7 protein-coding genes are annotated in these 17,621 nt (G+C 37.9%); 4 read left to right on the plus strand and 3 right to left on the minus strand.

The window, feature by feature from the left end; genetic code table 11:
• Positions 1–405: 405 nt before the first annotated feature.
• The 4 genes from VB248_RS17845 (at position 406) to VB248_RS17860 (ending at position 9,032) form a co-directional block, all read left to right on the plus strand.
• Positions 406–975: an RNA polymerase sigma factor gene (locus tag VB248_RS17845; protein ID WP_323298176.1), complete on the plus strand. Its 570-nt coding sequence runs from the start codon at positions 406–408 to the stop codon at positions 973–975.
• Between the two features lie 78 nt (positions 976–1,053).
• Positions 1,054–2,136 carry a FecR family protein gene (locus tag VB248_RS17850; RefSeq protein WP_323298177.1) on the plus strand — a complete coding sequence of 361 codons (1,083 nt, stop codon included), beginning with the start codon at positions 1,054–1,056 and terminating at the stop codon, positions 2,134–2,136.
• A gap of 304 nt (positions 2,137–2,440) precedes the next feature.
• Complete coding sequence (locus VB248_RS17855) at positions 2,441–5,656, plus strand: TonB-dependent receptor domain-containing protein (protein WP_323298178.1); 3,216 nt, start codon at positions 2,441–2,443, stop codon at positions 5,654–5,656.
• 91 nt (positions 5,657–5,747) lie between these two features.
• Positions 5,748–9,032 carry a glycosyl hydrolase gene (locus tag VB248_RS17860; RefSeq protein ID WP_407652917.1) on the plus strand — a complete coding sequence of 1,095 codons (3,285 nt, stop codon included), beginning with the start codon at positions 5,748–5,750 and terminating at the stop codon, positions 9,030–9,032.
• 130 nt (positions 9,033–9,162) lie between these two features.
• On the opposite strand, the gene VB248_RS17865 is transcribed toward VB248_RS17860, so the two are convergent.
• The 3 genes from VB248_RS17865 to galB all read right to left on the minus strand — a co-directional run bounded on the left by VB248_RS17865 (position 9,163) and on the right by galB (position 17,557).
• Positions 9,163–11,832, minus strand: coding sequence for a sialate O-acetylesterase (locus VB248_RS17865; protein WP_323298179.1), 2,670 nt, complete (start codon positions 11,830–11,832; stop codon positions 9,163–9,165).
• A gap of 156 nt (positions 11,833–11,988) precedes the next feature.
• Positions 11,989–14,553, minus strand: a complete 2,565-nt coding sequence (locus VB248_RS17870) for a glycosyl hydrolase 115 family protein (RefSeq protein ID WP_323298180.1) — start codon at positions 14,551–14,553, stop codon at positions 11,989–11,991.
• A 223-nt stretch (positions 14,554–14,776) separates the two neighbouring features.
• Entirely contained in the window at positions 14,777–17,557 is a 2,781-nt protein-coding gene (galB, locus tag VB248_RS17875; RefSeq protein ID WP_323298181.1) for a beta-galactosidase GalB, read from the minus strand.
• Between the last annotated feature and the right edge of the window lie 64 nt (positions 17,558–17,621).

The raw sequence follows: 17,621 nt of genomic DNA on the forward strand, positions 1-17,621 counted from the left end.
TAAAAAAACGACCGTTTTAATTTTAAAATTAAAATTGGCTTCGCCTCATATTTTAGTCACTTTACAAACCATTCACCGCACGCATATAAAGGCTTCTTAACATTTTTTAGTTTGATTATTTGTGTAGAAATACATTTTTATCAATGAAAAAGTGATTTGAACTACATTTTTTCAAAGGAAAAATAGTGAAAAGGACTTTTGATGGGCTATTTATTGCTTTGAAGATGGTTCTTAGTCGTTCGATTGTAGAAGATTGTAATGCTATTTTTTACCCGAATTATTCTTAGGCATTCTGGTAATAACAGTACAGTACATGAATGTTGGTACTGTGTATTTGTATTTTTTTGTTTAAAAATAAAACTATTTGTTTATTTTTTGACTGAATAACGATACAGAACCACTAAGATGAGCAGTAAATTAACTGAAAATGAGCTATGGGAGGCGTTTAAGCAAGGGGATGAAAAGGCATACTCTTTCATTTATAAACAACACGTAAGTGCAATGTATAGGTATGGAATGAGCCTCTCGTCGCTTTCTGAATACTTTGTTTTTGACTGTATCCACGATGTTTTTACGGATATTTGGGCAAAACGTAATTATATTATTACGCCCAACAATGTCCGTTCGTATCTGCTGAGGGCTTTAAAAAACCGTATGCAAAATCAGATTTTACGAAAAGAAAGTAAATACTTGGCAATGAACGAAGGTGATTTTGATGAACTTTGGGACGAAGCCATTACCGAAGAAACAATTCATCTCAATAATCTTGAACCTATCTCAAAAGAGGAATTGGTAAATAAATTAATTAGCCAACTTCCCCCTCGCCAGCAGGAAGCCCTTCGCCTGCGTTTTGTAGAAGATTTGGAATATAATGAAGTAGCTGATATGATGAGTATCAATAGACAATCGGCACAAAATTTAGTCGTGCGTGCCGTAGAAAAATTACGTAAAGCAATTCCAAGTTTTAGTTTATAATTTTTTCGATATTTTTTTATATTTAAGTGAGTATATAATAAATGTGCCTGTGTCTATTTTGTAAATAGTAACAAACTTATGGGCAATCATTATTTAATATACTCAGTAACAGACTTTTTGACGGATGATTATTTCGTCACGAGTCAATTACACCCAAGTCCTGAAAGCGAGCATTTTTGGCAAACTTGGTACGCCAATCATCCACAAAAAAGAAGCGAATATACTGAGGCAAAAAATATACTTGTTTCCCTTCAAATGGGTTTGAAAAGCTACGAGCAAACCAATATTTCGACAGAAGCCAAAAACTATATTTTTCTAAGAATTCAAGAAACCAATCAGAAACGAGCATTTTTAAAACCATTACTTCATTTTCGTTCGCCCATTATTTGGGCCGGAGCAGCGGCTATCATTGTACTAATCGGACTTTTTTATTACTCTGTGGTGGTTGATACCTCTTACCACAAAAATCTTAGTGTTTTACCCAAAGCCAGTATCGAGCAGAAAAATACGCTTGATAAACCCATGCTTGTGCATTTGCCAGATGGTTCTGCGGTACTTTTAGCCCCCCAAAGTAAAATTACTTATCCCGAAAATTTCGAAAAAGACAGACGTTTGGTCATTCTTTCGGGTGAAGCCACTTTTGATATTTCAAAAGATGCCAACCGACCATTTTTGGTAATGGCAAACGAAGTAACGACCAAGGTTCTCGGCACAAGGTTTAATGTGAAGGCTTTTGAAAGTATGAAAGAAGTAGTGGTGTCGGTGCAAGAAGGGAAAGTAAGTGTTTTTAAAAACATGAATGTTAGAAAAAAGGAAAATGAACTGAAAGGCGTGATTTTGTTGCCTAATCAGCAAGCCATTTTTAATAGAAGTACCGACCAGTATGATAAAAAGTTGATAAGCTCACCCATGATTGTAAACGCCAATGGCATTTCATTTGAGTTTAATGAAGCTCCTTTGAGTGAAGTTTTTAAAAGAATTGAGCAGGCTTATAGCGTTGAGATTGTCTATAATGAATCGCTTTTGGCTGAATGTCAGGTAACTGGGACTTTTGAAAATGAAAGTCTTTTTCAAAAATTGGACATCATCACCAACATCATTGGCGGTTCTTATGAAGTATTGGAAGGTAAAATTTTAATTAATTCAAAAGGATGTAAGTAATTAGGAATTATGAGTTTTGAATTATGAATTATGGTGAAGTATGAAAGTAATGAGGCAAAATTGAATTTAGGATATATGCTTTTATCGTGAAATAATAAATATTTTGCTTATAGCCTACGGCATAGAGCCTAAAGCAAATAATACAGTTCAAGTAAATGTTTTAATTAAGTTTCAGTAAAAAAAAGAGCCAGAAGGTGTGCAGACCTACTGGCTCAAAAAGTCCCCGATGAAGCACAGTCTAAAAAGGCTTGAAGGGGATTGTTGTGTTCAAAGTTTAGCAAAATCAAACAAAACAGTCAAAAGTATGAAAAAAAAACATGTTTTATTCATCCAATGTATGAAAATTTCGTTGGTACAAGTTTTTATTACACTATCTTTTATCAGCATTGGCGTGGCAAAAGATGTAGAAGCACAAGAAATTCTTAACAAAAAAGTAAGTGTTCTGTCGAACGACGAGAAGTTGAAAAATGTACTTTCTCAGATTGAGAAGTCGGCGAATGTAAGATTTTTTTATAGCCCACAAGCCATTAAAGCAGAGCAAAGAGTTTCTTTTAAAAGTCAAAATGAAGTACTTTCTTCGGCTCTTGATAGACTTTTTAAGAACTTAAATATTGATTATCAGCTAAGTGGCAATCAGATTGTTCTCCGACAAAGAGAAAATGTAGTCATGCCCATTGACGATAAAAGAACGTCTGCTGAAAATACTCCGAGCGAAATTGAAGTGCTAAAACAAGTAGTAACAGGGACTATCAGCAACGAAAAAAACGAACCATTGGTAGGCGTAACCGTCCTGTTGAAAGGCACACAACAAGGCACCGTTACCGACACCAAAGGACAATATCGCATAGAAGTACCTAATGGCAATGCGGTACTTGTTTTTTCATTCATTGGTTATTATTCACAAGAAATAAAAGTAGGTTCGCAAGGCAATATCAGTTTGTCTTTGAAAGAAAACGTGGCGGCTTTGGAAGAAGTAGTCGTAACGGGGGTTTTTGATAAACGTACTCGTATGGAATCGTCGGTGGCTATTTCGGTTTTAAATAGCAGACAATTAGCGATTCAAGCTCCCACCAGTGCGGCGGATTTATTGAAAAATATTCCGGGCGTATTCGTCAATTCATCTTTAGGAGAAATCAGAAATACCGTTTATTCTCGTGGTGTTTCGGTAGGTTCAAACGACGGAGCTTCTGGTTATTATTATGTTTCGATGCAAGAAGACGGTTTACCCGTAACTAACGCAACTTTCGGCAATTACGGCCCAGATTACTTCCTTCGTACAGATGCAACTTTAGGGAAATTAGAAGCAGTACGTGGCGGAACTGCCTCAATTTTAGGGAATAACGCTCCGGGCGGAATTTTTAATTATGTTTCAAAAACAGGAACAACCGAGTTTACGGGCGAAGTGCGTGCCAAGTATGGTTTGGAAGGAAATGGCAAAAATCCATTTTATCGTACAGACCTTAATTTCGGTGGGCCTTTGAATGTTGATAAATCGTTGACTTATAATATTGGCGGTTTCTATCGTCAGGCAGACGGAGCAAGATACCCCGGCTATCCGATGAATAATGGCGGACAAGTAAAAGCCAATTTAGTAAAAACTTATAAAAGCGGTAGCTTAAAATTGTACTTAAAATACCTAAACGACCATAATGCATGGTTTGAATTTTTACCAACTATCGGTTTTACAAATCCTACTTTACCAGCTGGCGTAACGCAAACAAATACGGTTTTGATTCCATCGGTACAAGCAGATTTTACGATAAATGATACGGGTCAAAAAGTACATTTTGATTCGAGAGATAAAATTCACTCAACCGACAAATCTATTGGTTTGAACTGGGAGCAAAGTATTGGCGAGGGTTTAACAATAGAAAACAAGGCAAGATATTCTGATAAAAGTTCCGTTTGGAATACTACTGCCGTAGCCTATCCTTTTGCGGCTGATGGTTTGGTTTTCTATGCGATACCGGGTCTTTTGGGACAATTTGGTACTTATTCTTACAAAGATTTAGCTTCTGGAACACAATTTGGCTCTATTACGCAAGCTCCAAATATCATCAATGGTAATTTTGCAGGCTTCAATTTTATTGATAATGGTAGCAATTTCCCAGGAGCTTCTATTCAGAAAAACTCACTGTACTTCAATCCATTGTTTTATTCAGACAATAGAATGAAAGAATTTATCGACCAGTTTACGATTACCAAAAAAGTAAAAGACATGAGTTTTACGGCTGGTTTATTTTATGCTAATTCTAATTTGGATAGAATGAACACAACAGATGCTGGAATTGCATTTTCACAAATGACTTCGCCACGTCCAACCCTAACAGCCATTACTTTGTCAGGTTTTGATGGCAAAACTTATCAAATCACAAATCCTGATGGTGTAATTGGTGGTTCAGGAAAAAGTGCTGCCGTAAACGTTATCACAGCAAATCAGCAACAAACTGCTTTATTTTTTGGACATAACTGGACGCTTAGTTCTGCTTTAAATTTTGATTGGGGCCTTCGTTATGAAAAAGTGGCTTACTCTGGTACAAACCAAATTGCTACGGCAACGGCTTCAACAACTGGTGGAACAGATGGCAATCCTTTGACTTTTTATGATAATTCGAGCGGGAAAATCACCGCAAAATATAGTTACGATAAGCTAAGTGTGAATACTTTCTCATTCTCTGGAGGTTTAAATTACAAATTTGCTGATGACCAGGCCGTTTATGCCCGTGTTTCGCAAGGAAGTAAAGCACCAGATTTAGATATGTTTGTTACGGTAAATACTGCTTTCGGGGCAGCCAATTTAAATCCAATTGCTCAGAAAATTCAACAAGTTGAAGTCGGTTATAAAGTGAAAAAAGGAAGTACGAACCTCTTTGTAACGCCATTTTTCAGCATCTTGAGTAACGTACCGCAACAAGTGACGGGACAAGAAACAGCAGATTTGTCGTCAACTTACAATACGCCAGTGTTGTACAATAAAATCACGACGATGGGTATTGAAATTGAGGCCAATCATAATTTCACAAAAAACCTAAGTATTCGTGGTGTAGCCACTTTCCAATCTTCAAAAGCAACCGAATACAGAACTTGGATTTTGGGAGCAAACGGCAAAGCGGATGATAAAATTCAGGATTTTTCAGGCAATGAAACAGACAATAATGCCAGAGTAATCGTTAGAATTTCTCCTACTTATAACAAAGGCAATTTCTATTCATCACTTGATTTTTCTTACATGGGCAAGCGTGCTGCCAACGTAGCCAATACCTTTTATTTGCCAGCTTTTACACAATCTAACTTGAATTTGGGCTATAATCTGAATGCTAAATGGCAATTACAAGCCAATATCAACAACATTTTTAACCAAAATGGCGTGATGGGCTGGTCGGCTCCGGGCGGTTTCCCTGCTGCTTTGGACAGACAAGGTTTTACAAAAGCACAGTTAGAAGCAAACCCAAATGCGGTTTATTCAACATTAAGTTTGCCTCCAAGAGCTTATTTCTTGACGGCTACATTTAAGTTTTAAAATACCAAAACACTCATGGCATCAGTGATTGATGCCATGAGTAAATGCTAAAACCTAAAAAATATTAATTTAAACGGTTTATTCAAAAACAATGAAGAGAAAATATCAGCTCCTCCAGACAGCCATTGCTGCACTGATGGTAGGTGTAATGGATGGCAATGCACAGAAAGCCAACCCTTTACATCAAAATTTCCAAACGCCACCTAATACCGCTAAACCCAGAGTTTGGTGGCATTGGATGAACGGAAACATTACAAAAGACGGTATCCAAAAAGATTTGGAGTGGATGAGTCGTGTGGGAATTGGTGGTTTCCAAAACTTTGATGCCAATTTGATGACTCCCGTAGTTGTGCCTAAAAAATTGGTGTTTATGACACCCGAATGGAAAGATGCTTTCAAGTTTACAACTGAATTTGCCACTAAAAAAGGACTTGAAATGGCGATTGCTGGTTCGCCTGGTTGGAGTGTTACGGGTGGCCCTTGGGTTGAGCCTCAAGATGCCATGAAAAAGTATATCTGGACAGAAGCAATCGTTGAAGGAGGAAAAAAACAAAATATTCAATTGCCAAAATTGCCCGAAGCAGTAGGTAAATTTCAAGAAATCGGTACAGAATCAGGCGGATTAATGGGCGGTTTTATTGGTAAAATGCCACAATTTGCAGCGGATGCTCTTGTAATTGCCTATAAATTACCTTCAAACGAAAAACATTTGATGGATTTGAACCCCAAAATGACAAAAAGTGGGGGCGATTTTGATACAAAATTGATGTTAGACCATGACTTGAGCAAAGTGTATGAGCTACCAGCCATGGAAGTTGGCAAAGATATGTGGGTGCAGTATGAATTCGATTCTCCACAGACTTTCAAGGCTTTTGCCGTTGGCGTAGGTGCAGCAGGCGAATTGGCTGAATTCAACGGCGGGCCAACCAACCGTAGTTTAAAAGTAAGTGACGATGGCGTAAATTTCAGAACGGTAGCCAAAGTTCCTAACAGTACTTTGCCATTTATTACCGTGGGCATTCCTGCAACTACGGCTAAATATTGGCGAATTTGCTTTGAAACACTTCCAGGTGTAGCAAATCCTTTTGCGGCTATGGTTGGCATACCAACAGGCGAGCCAAAACCTGAGGGTACTAAAATCTCTGAATTTGTGCTGTTTAATACTTCTCGTATCGACCAAACTGAAGAAAAAGCAGGTTTTGCTCCGTGGAAAGAAGACTCAAAAAGCTATTTGCCCGAAAATGCTGACGTGATTCCTGCGGAGAATGTGGTTGATTTAACGAGTAAATTAAAAGCTGACGGCAGTGTAGAATGGGATGTTCCTGCTGGAAATTGGATGGTAGTGCGTTTGGGATATTCATTAACGGGTCGTCAAAATCACCCTGCATCGCCAGAAGCTACGGGTTTGGAAGTAGATAAATTAGATAAAGAAGCCGTAAGAAAGTACATCAATACTTATTTGGATATGTACAAAGATGCCACGGGTGGCATGATGGGAGCAAAAGGACTTGAGTACATGATTTTGGATAGCTACGAGGCGGGTCACATGAACTGGACGAAAAATATGCCAGCAGAATTTAAGAAAAGACGTGGCTACGACCTTACTACTTGGATTCCAGTACTAACGGGTAGAGTAGTGAAAAATGTAGAAGCCAGTGAAAAATTCTTGTGGGATTTTAGAAAAACCATTGGCGAAATGATTGCCGAAAACCATTATGATGTGATTGGCGAAGAACTGCACAAAAGAGGGATGAAACGCTATACTGAGTCACATGAAGGCGGTCGTATTTACTTAGCGGATGGGATGGATGTAAAACGTAATGCTGATATTCCGATGTCTGCGATGTGGACGCCTGGAAGTTTGGCAGGTGGAAATAACGAAGAAGTACGCAGTGAAGCCGATATTCGTGAAGCAGCATCGGTAGCCAATATTTACGGACAAAATATTGTAGCCGCAGAGTCAATGACTTCTATTCAAAATGCTTTTAGTTGGAATCCAGAAAAATTAAAACGTACTGCCGATTTGGAATTGGCTTCGGGCTTGAACCGTTTTGTGATTCATACTTCCGTTCACCAACCTTTAGACGATAAAAAACCGGGCTTTTCACTTGGACCATTTGGTCAGTATTTTACTCGTCATGAAACTTGGTCTGAAACTGGCGGAAAAGCATGGATGGAGTATTTAGGAAGAAGTAGCTATATGCTTCAACAAGGTAAAAACGTAGCGGATATTTTGTATTACTATGGCGAAAACACCAATATTACATGGATTTGTCGTGAAAAATTACCGAATATTCCAGCAGGATTTGAATTTGATTTCGTGAACGCTACCGCTCTTCAAAATGTGATTGAAGCGAAAAATGGCAAATTAGTTGCCAAAAGTGGCAATACTTATCAAGTATTGATGTTGGACGAATCGGCTAAAGTAATGACTTTATCAGTTTTGAAAAAAATCAAAGCTTTGGTAGAAGCTGGCGTGAAAGTAATTGGCGATAAACCTATAAAATCACCAAGTTTGTCGGATAATGATGAGGCTTTCCAAGCGTTGGCAAATGAGATTTGGAAAAATCCCAATGTAACCATTTTTGATAAACTGAATCTTGAAGCGGATGTGATTATCAAAAATGCTAAAAATAAAATCCTTTTCCGTCATCGTCAAACCGCAGACCAAGATATTTATTGGTTAGACAACAGAAGTCAAGATGATAATGAGGCAGAAATCAGTTTCAGAGTAACAGGTAAAGTACCAGAATTGTGGAATCCTGTTACAGGAAAATCTGAAAAAGTATCATACCAAATCAAAGACGGAAGAACCATCGTTCCATTGAAATTTGATGCTTGGGGAGCTTTATTTGTTGTTTTCAAAGACAAAGCTACTACCAACAGCTATACAGTACCTGTTATAAAAGAGAGCGTTTTAAGTACAATTGAAAGTCCGTGGAAAGTAGGTTTCAATGACAAAAATGTGACTTTAGATAAATTAGGTTCTTGGTCTGAAAACACAGATGTTGATATTAAGTATTTCTCAGGAACGGCTACTTATAGCAATACTTTCAAAATCAATGCTTTAGACAATAAAAAATCTTTTGAAATAGATTTAGGAGAAGTAAAAAATATCGCAGAAGTATTTGTGAATGGTAAAAATGTAGGTGTTGTTTGGAAAAAACCGTTCAAAGTGGACATCACAGAAGCCATCAAAACAGGTGAAAATACGATTGAAGTAAAAGTAACGAACCTTTGGGTAAACCGACTCATCGGCGATGCACAGCCCAATGTGAAAAACAAAACAACTTTTACAACAATGCCTTTCTATCAAGCTAATTCAACTTTACTGCCTTCGGGTTTATTAAGTGAAGTAAAGATTTTGCAGAAATAAGTGATTGAGCAAAATTTTTTTTAAAATTTGCTTTAGGCAGTAGGCTTTAGGCAATAGGCAAAATGTTTATTTTTTGCTTAGAGCTTACAGCTTATTGCCTAAAGCACTACAATTAAATAAGTTCTATTTATTAGTTTTTAAGTGCCTTGATATGCTCCGCTACATTCAGCATTGTATCAATATAAATTTCATTTTCCTTGTCTTTCAAATAATGAAGTAACTGACTGTGAGCTTCTTTTGATACATTCAAACCATGTTCTCCGCCCACACCATGAAACAAAAAGACTAATAACTTACCCGATTTTTGGGCTTCTTTTACCAAATTTATCATCTGTTCGCCCGTTGTGCCTTCCATGCTGTAACAGTCAATATCCATTAAATTCTGTTCATTCAAATTGTGCATTTCACTTCTTACGGCTCTGGCAGCTACAAATTCATTAGAAAGACTCTGCATAAATTCACCTTCTGCTACTTTTTTATGCCCACAAGTAAAAGCAAAAGTACGTTTATCTTTTCCGTCGATGGCTTTCAAATAAGTATTACACATTTTTATTTCATCTTGAATTTTTTTCAAAGAATATTTACTTAAATCATACTCTGGTCTAACCCAACCCATGCCGGGATAAGTAGCGTCGCAAGGATGGTATAAAGTGTGATTACCCAATTCATGTCCATTTCTGGCGGCGTTTCTCCAGTCATTGATTCTTTTAGTAGCAGCATCCGACGAAGCCGTTAAATAAAAAGTACCTTTCAAAGAAAGTGAATCCAAAGCAGGAATTACGTTATCAAGATGAACATTGAGGGCATCATCATAAGTAAGTACCACGCTACATTTTTTCCCTTTCCATGCCTTCGTTTCATCTAATTTTTCATTGTCTGTTCTGAACGAAGAAGCAGGCAAACCTACTGAATTATAGAAATTTACACCTTCGGGATTATCCTGCCAAGCGTAGCGAACGTACTTTGGTTTTTTGATGCTTTCATGCCAAACTACAACTTTGTTTTTATCCACTATTTGCGTTTTTGCCCAAACAAACTTTTTATCATAATCGGCAATCGCAAACCAACGTAAATCTTCGCCATCTTTTGAAGTAATGCCTTCGGCTACGTTGTCGAAACTTAAAATTATTTTATCATTGTCAATTTGCTGATTCACCAGTTTTGGCCCAGAGTAAACAACATTTGTTTCATTATAGGCTAAATTTTGGGCAGAAAGGGCAAGTCTTTTACCAATATCTTTTTTGTTTAATGGATGAATATCATTCCATTCGCCTAAATCTATCGTAACAGTTACAGCAGTTTTTGGCAAAGTAAGTGCTTGATTCTGAGCGTCTCGGAGTTTGGCCCAATTGCTTTCTTGTACTGGTGTAAAGTCAATATCTTGAAAATTAGCTAATTGTACTACCAAAAATGGCAATTGCTCGTTTTTCCAATGTTGTCGCCAATCATTAATCAAAGTCGGCAAAAGTTTTTCATATTGTTGTGGATTTCCAACGTTACTTTCTCCCTGATACCAAATAAAACCTTTAAGATTGAAAGGTAAAACAGGGGCAATCATGGCATTATACAAAGCCGTCGGTTGATTTTGATGCGTGAGTCCCCCAAATCCACCAAAATTTATATGCTGATATACTTCTCCTACTTTGTATTGCCACGTGCCTTTTAGGTCTATTTCTTCGCCATTACTGGTCATAAAATAAGGTTTATCAGATACAAAACCACCTTTTCCAGCAGTATTGCTTACTCTTATGACAAAGATATTTTTACCTTCTTTCAGCAAATCAGCAGGGATTTCGTATCGACGGGGTGGATATTGATAGGTAATATTTCCAATCTTTTTTCCATTTACATACATTTCATCGGCATCAACAATTCTTCCCATGTAAAGCTTTACCGTTTTGCCAAGCCAGCCTTTAGGTACTTCTATCTCTCTTCTGAACCAAACTACCCCATTCAAATCTTTCAAGCCTTGGTCTTCCCAAAAACCCGGAATATTCATATTTCTCCAACCTTTTGGTTGATAGTCAGTACTTTCCCAATGTTCAATCGTACCTAAATCTTTGATAACAGGAGCGGCGTTTACAAAAGCAGGGCGACGATTGAATGAATTGACATAAACGCTGTCTTTATTACGAGCAATCGTCTTTTGAATATCCGTAAAATCTTTGAAGCCACTTTCGCTAATCCAAGCTTCAATCGGCGTTCCGCCTACCGAACTGTTAATAATGCCAATCGGTACTTTATATTTTTCATAAATATCTTTGGCGAAATAATAAGGCACTGCCCCAAAAGAAAGAATGTCTTTCGGAACAGCACTTTTCCATGCTCCTTGTGGGAAATCTTCTTTTGCTGAATTGAGATTCGTAAGGGTTTGTACAAAAAAATTACGAATATCAGGATAGTTGGCAGAAGCCACATCTTCTGGAAAACGTTCTTTGATGCGTTCCATCGTAATCGTCATATTACTTTGTCCGCTACATAACCAAACATCTCCGAAGGCAATATTTTTGATACTGATTTCATTTTTACCCTTCAAAAGCATTTCAAAACCTGTACCTGCGGTTTGGGCAGGAAGCAGTATTTCCCATTTACCATTGTCGGCGGTAGTCGTTTTATAACTTTTTTTATTGAAAAGAAGGGTAACTTTTTCTTTTGGCGAAGCCCAACCCCAAATTTTAATGGCTTGGTCTCTTTGCAAAACCATATTATCGGAAATCAATTTTGGCAAACGGATTTGGGCTTGTAGCATCAATCCTTGGCAAAGGAAAAAGAGTAATAGATATTTGGTTTGTTTCATCATTGTTTTAAAACTTTTTTCATGCTTTAGGCGGTAGGCTGTAAGCTTTTAAATTATCTCAAACTTTTGCTTACACTCTACCGCCTAAAGCTTACAGCTTACTGCTTAAAGCTCACAGCACTACAATTACTATAAATCTACTCAATGTTTTATCATGAGCTATTTTACTATGGTACTTTCTTCTGGTCCTAAATGTGTTTTGGGAATATCCACCGTACTTACAATGATTTTTTGTAAAATAATCGCTGGGTCGATTGCCCATATTTTTAAAGTATGTTTTCCTGTGCCGTTTATCCTGAGCTTATGCGTAATGTACTTAGCATTTCTTGCCACCATTCGTTCCCATTCTCTTTGGCTTTTATCGGCGTGCATATCAATCACCTGTGGCTTTTCGTCATCCAATGAAATCGCTAAATGTAAACCTTTGTAATTGTTAAAATCAAGCGTTGGCGATGCAATGAGTTGTACGGTAGCCTCTCCTTCTTTCGACCAAAACATATCATATTCCAAGCGTGGACTCTGGGCTGTTAACTCTATCGAAGGAATATCTACAGGAAAAATACTGATTCCATTGCCTGTTCTTCCGATGTCTGGAATTACTTTCCATTGAACTTTTCCCATATTTATAGCTCTTGAATAATGGTCAGCTTCCATCGAAACGATTCCGCTATTTTCAAGAAATCCTTTGAAATCAGCAGGATAAGTAAGTTTTGACTTTTGCTCACTCGTTTTTGTTTCTTCTTTGGTCGCTTCGTCAGTGGCTAATCTGGTTACTTTGGGTACAGCATTTTTATTGGGTTGTTGCCAATAGGTATAGCCAATATGTGTTTGGTCGGCAAAATGATTCCACTTACCGCCCGCCAGCGATTGATTGAAGTAATCGCTTAACGCTTGGTCTTTTTTGAAAAGCTCTTCTACTTTATCAGCCCAAGCGTTGGTACTTGCCCATTTGGCGTTGGCAGCTTGTTGGTTTTTTGCTTGAGCGAAATACATTTCATTCAAGTTGGCACAAGCCAAAATTGGATATAAAACCAATTGATAATAAGCGTCTTTGTAAGCAGGTTCTATTTTTTGATAAGTATCCTCTGCCGCTTTCGCCAAGACTTTATAGTCGTTCAGTACGCTTGTCCATTCATTGTTTTCGCCTTCCAAGCTATAAGTGTTGGCATTCAATAATTCTGGTTTTACACGGGCATTGTACTTGGCATATTTATCTAAATAAGTGGCAATTTCACTGGCATATTTTTCACCAAAAGTAGCTTTTGCCCATGTTTTTGAATAAGTAGGAAGTTTGTCTAAAGTCCATGCTTCTGGATTCCAAGCATAATCTAAAAAGAATGAAATGGGAAATTCCATTGGTTTTAAATCGCCAACATTCACAATCCAAATTTCACGAGCTTTGTATTGATAAGCCAAATTCATTTGTTCCCAAATTCTTGGTAATGGATTTGTATTCACCCACTTATAATTTCTTGGCCCACCCACATAATCGAAATGATAATAAATACCATAACCTCCTTTTCTGGGTTTTTCGGTCAAGTTTGGCAGTTTACGAATATTACCCCAGTTGTCATCGCACAATAATAAAGTAATATCGTCGGGTACTCTCATCCCTTTGTCGTAATAGTCTTGTACTTCTTTGTACAAAGCCCATAATTGCGGTTTTTCGGAGGCTGGTTTTCCCGAAACTTCTTCCATAATTTTACGTTGGTCGCCCACAATTTTTTCTAATAATGCTGTAGCCGTTGCTTGACTCATGGGTTCGTCGCCATCGCCACGCATACCAACCGTAAAAATATTATCGTACTGATAACGTTCTTGCGTACTTTTTTTCCAGAAAGCCCTCAGCGTAGAATCGTTGGTGGTATAATCCCATTTTCCTTTTCCAAAACGTCGCCATTCGTCGTGTGCACGCATCAGTGGCTCGTGGTGCGAAGTACCGATGACTACGCCATACTCGTCTGCTAACACAGGATTCATGGGGTCATCGACATGAAAGGCATTTCCCCACATGGCAGGCCAAAGGTAATTTCCTTTCAATCGGAGAATTAACTCAAAAATAGAGGTATAAAGTTTTTGATTAAAACCTCCATTTTTCTCTTTTGTCCAACCAGCCAAACAAGGTGCTTCGTCGTTCAAGAATATGCCACGATATTTTACTTTGGGTTCGCCGTCAGAGTATTTGCCATTGTTTACATAAATTTCATCATGTTTTGCCGTAGGAACATCCGCCCAAAAATGCCAAGGGGAAACGCCCATTTGCTCAGATAAATCATAAATGCCATAAATCGTCCCTCGTCTGTCTGAGCCAACAATCACCAAGGCTTTTTTTACATTCGGAAATGGATTTTCAAGGGTTTGAATTACAAAAGTTTCCCATTTTCCTTTCAGGTTTTGTACATCTATTTTCTTTTGAGCCACCAGTGCGTCAATCCATTGGTTTTTTCCTAAAGTGCCAACAATAATCAGTGTTTCTTGTTGGCTGAGTTCGTTGAGTAGTTGGGGCTTTCTGCCTGTTACTCGTTCTACATCGCTTTGTAAATCGCTTGTGGCTCGGATAACGCCTTTATTGTCATCTTTTGAAACCAAAATGGGCGTGACTTTGCTTTTGGAAGCTACGCAAAAACTCCTTCCTTTTGCCTGAAAGGCAACGTAAGAAGTAGGATTTATACAAAATCCAGTAAGCGGTAACAGCAATAAGAATACGTTAAAAATATGTTTCATCGTTATTTTTTGAGTTTTTTTACAGAGGCAAGTCCTTGTACAAATTCATTCAGTATTTTTTTTTAATGAGCTATAAAAATTTATAGCTCATTAAAAAAACTTTATGTTTTGACAATTTCTCAAGCGTATAAAATTTTGGAGGCGTAAAGTAAGTAGAAACATAAAAATTTGAATGTCACGTAATACTAAATCTATATTCCAAATGTTCAAGCGACCGATATTCTTATTGTATTTTACTTATTAAATCAACACTTGTCGTAGTTAAGTCATCTGCTTTGATATTTAACTTTATTTTTCCTGTCTGTCCTTTTTTAGCACGAACAATCACCAATGCCAAACCATTAAAAGCTTGGCGTTGGTGCGAAGCAAAGGACATTAAATCAGCAGGATTTCCATTATCAGTAGCTACAATTTCACCTGCTCCTTCTATGCTAAAAGATAGTTTATGATTTGCGTCTGGTACGGTTAAATTGTTTTTATCCGTAATTTTTACCGTGATAAAAGCAAGGTCTTCGCCATCGGCTTTGATGATAGAACGGTCTGCCGAAGCCTGAATTTTAGAAGCTTTTTCTGTGGTTTTTACGATTTCTTCAGTCCAAAACTCACCATTTTTATAGGCAATTACTTTTAATTCTCCTGCTTGGTACTTCACTTCGTCCCAACGAAGGCGATACTCAAACTCAGCTTTTTTCTTTCTCCCTTGCGATACTCCATTTAAAAATAATTCTGCTTCATCGCCCGAAGTAAACACATGTACTGGCGTGATTTCGCCCACACGATTGGGCCAATTCCAATGTGGTAAAATATGTGCAATTCTCAAATTGGGTCGCCAACGAGCTTGGTACAAGTAAAATCTATCTTTTTTAAAACCTGCTAAATCAATAATGCCAGAATATGAACTACGGGCTGAATAATAAGGTGTTGGCTCGCCGATATAGTCCCAACCAGTCCATACAAATTCGCCTGCTACATAAGGGTGTCGGTCCTGAGTAGCAAAAACTTTATCGGGCGAAGAGCCAAATTGAGCGGTATAAAGTTCGTAAGCACTTACTTCTTTGCTAACAGGATTTCCGCCTACACCATCGCTTACAGGAGCGGAATTTTCGGAAGCCACAGGAAAAATATACGAACCACGAGTACTTAGTGCCGATGCCGTTTCGCTACTGATAATCATTTTATCAGGAAAAGCCTTTTGAAAAGCTGGATAAGATGGCGAAGTTCTGATACCGCCTTTTAAATGTTGGTAAGCAGGTGCGTCTCGGATGCCTTCGCCTTGATAATTCAAACTCATAAAATCCATTTCTTTTGAAAAAGGCATATCAGCTTTGGCATAATTTTGAGAAGCCGAAGCTGGACGAGTTGGGTCTTCTTCATGAACAATATCGTGTAATTTTTTAGCGATTTTTGCTCCTTCTACATCCGTATATTGTTCGCCTACTTCATTCCCAAAACTCCAAGCGAAGATAGAAGGATGGTTGCGGTCACGACGAATGAATGAACGAGTATCGGGTTCGTGCCAATCTGGGAAAATCAGGTGAAAATCGTGGGGCGTTTTTTTACGTTCCCAACTATCAAAAATTTCGTCAATCACCAAAAATCCCATGCGGTCGGTTAAATCAAGTAATTCGGGAGCAGGTGGATTATGTGACATCCGAATGGCATTGCAACCCAATTCTCTAAGTACTTCAAGCTGACGCTCGGCTGCACGAACATTAAAAGCTGCTCCCAAAGCTCCTAAATCATGGTGTTGATTCACGCCTTGAATCTTGATTTTTTTGCCATTAACAATAAGTCCTTGTGTAGGATGAAATTCAATTTTACGAATTCCGAATGGCGTATCGTATTCATTCACTAATTTGCCTTCACTGAAAAGACGAGTACGAGCAAGATAAAGATGAGGTTTTTGACTTGGATATACTCCCCAAAGTTTTGGATTTTTGAGCTTTAAAGTGGTTTGTTGAAGGTAATTTTCGCCAGTTTTGATACTGATAATTTCTGATGGAAAATTAGCGAGAGCTTTTCCAATGGGTTTTGAATGCGAGTCTAAAGCATAGATTTCGGTTTTTACTGCTACTTTTTTATTCACATTTGCTCTATTGATGATTTGTAAAGCCAAATTTATAGTGGCTTCGCTTTCCGAAACTTCGGGCGTAGTGATAAAAGTACCCCACTGAGCTACATGAACAGGAGCAACTTTCGTCAGCCAAACATTGCGATAAATGCCACCGCCAGGATACCAACGAGCGGAGTGATTGGGATTATCTATTCTGATTGCTAATTGGTTATCGCTCCCAATTTTCAAGTAAGGCGTTAAATCTAAACGATAAGAATTATAGCCATAGGGCCAACCGCCTATTAATTGACCATTGAGCCAAACCATGCTATAAGACATTGCCCCGTCGATGTCTAAGTAAATAATTTTACTTTTGTCTGCTTGGTTGATGCTTATTTTTTTACGATACCAAGCTACGCCTTGACTGGGCAAACGCCCCATTCCGCCACCAACTTCTGGTTTATCGCCTTCGTAAAAGGCTTGATTAATCGCCCAATCGTGTGGTAAATCCACTTTCTCCCAAGTATCATCTGAAAAATTACTTTTTATGAAAGGAAAATCTGCCGTAGGATTTCCAGCGGGAGGAACGTGTTTTTTAGCAGGGTCTTTGATAAAATCGTTGGCTGTGGGAAGAATCCACGCTTTTAGTACTTGTTCTTTTGCTTCAACTTTTACGGCTTCATCGGGTTTTGAATCGGCTACTTTGCTGTCGTTTACTTCTTGTATGGCTGGACGAACGTCATAAATCAGTTTATCAGAATTGGCTTGATAACGCATAAACCGCCAACCTTCGTTGAGTTTTATTCTTTCGGTTTTATATTTTGTTGATGTATTTTGTGCTTGAACACTCCACGAAACAATCGCCCATAAAAAGGCAAGTATTTTAAGTTTTAATAAAAAATTGTTTAATAATTCCGTCTGCATTGATTTTTCGGGTTTGATTATATTCATACTTAAATGAGAAGAGGTACTGAAGCTTTAGAAAATTTATGTTTATCAAGAATATCAAAAACTT

The sequence above is a fragment of the Arcicella rigui genome, from assembly GCF_034929435.1.
Classification (GTDB): domain Bacteria; phylum Bacteroidota; class Bacteroidia; order Cytophagales; family Spirosomataceae; genus Arcicella; species Arcicella rigui.